Source organism: Paenibacillus sp. MER 99-2, from assembly GCF_023714095.1.
In the GTDB taxonomy this organism is placed as follows: Bacteria; Bacillota; Bacilli; order Paenibacillales; family Paenibacillaceae; genus Paenibacillus.
The window spans coordinates 1-242 of sequence record NZ_JAMAUZ010000071.1 but is presented as its reverse complement, the minus strand read 5'-3'; the positions used below and the strand labels follow the sequence as shown (position 1 = coordinate 242).

The 242-nt window shown below is 52.9% G+C and carries 1 rRNA gene; it reads left to right on the top strand.

Features of this window, described 5'->3' with window-relative positions:
• A 23S ribosomal RNA gene (locus M3636_RS29380) occupies positions 1–242 on the top strand; the annotation flags it as partial.

Below are 242 nucleotides of genomic sequence, written 5' to 3'. Positions count from 1 at the left end.
GAGCTTGCTCTTTGGGGTTGTGGGACGTCTCACATGGAGTTACAAAGGAACCGGTTAAACGAAGAGGTCTGGAAAGGCCCGCCAAAGAAGGTAAAAGCCCTGTAATTGAAAGTTGGTTCCCTCCGAGACGGATCCCGAGTAGTGCGGGGCACGTGAAACCCCGTATGAATCCGGCAGGACCATCTGCCAAGGCTAAATACTTCCTAGCGACCGATAGTGAAGCAGTACCGTGAGGGATAGGT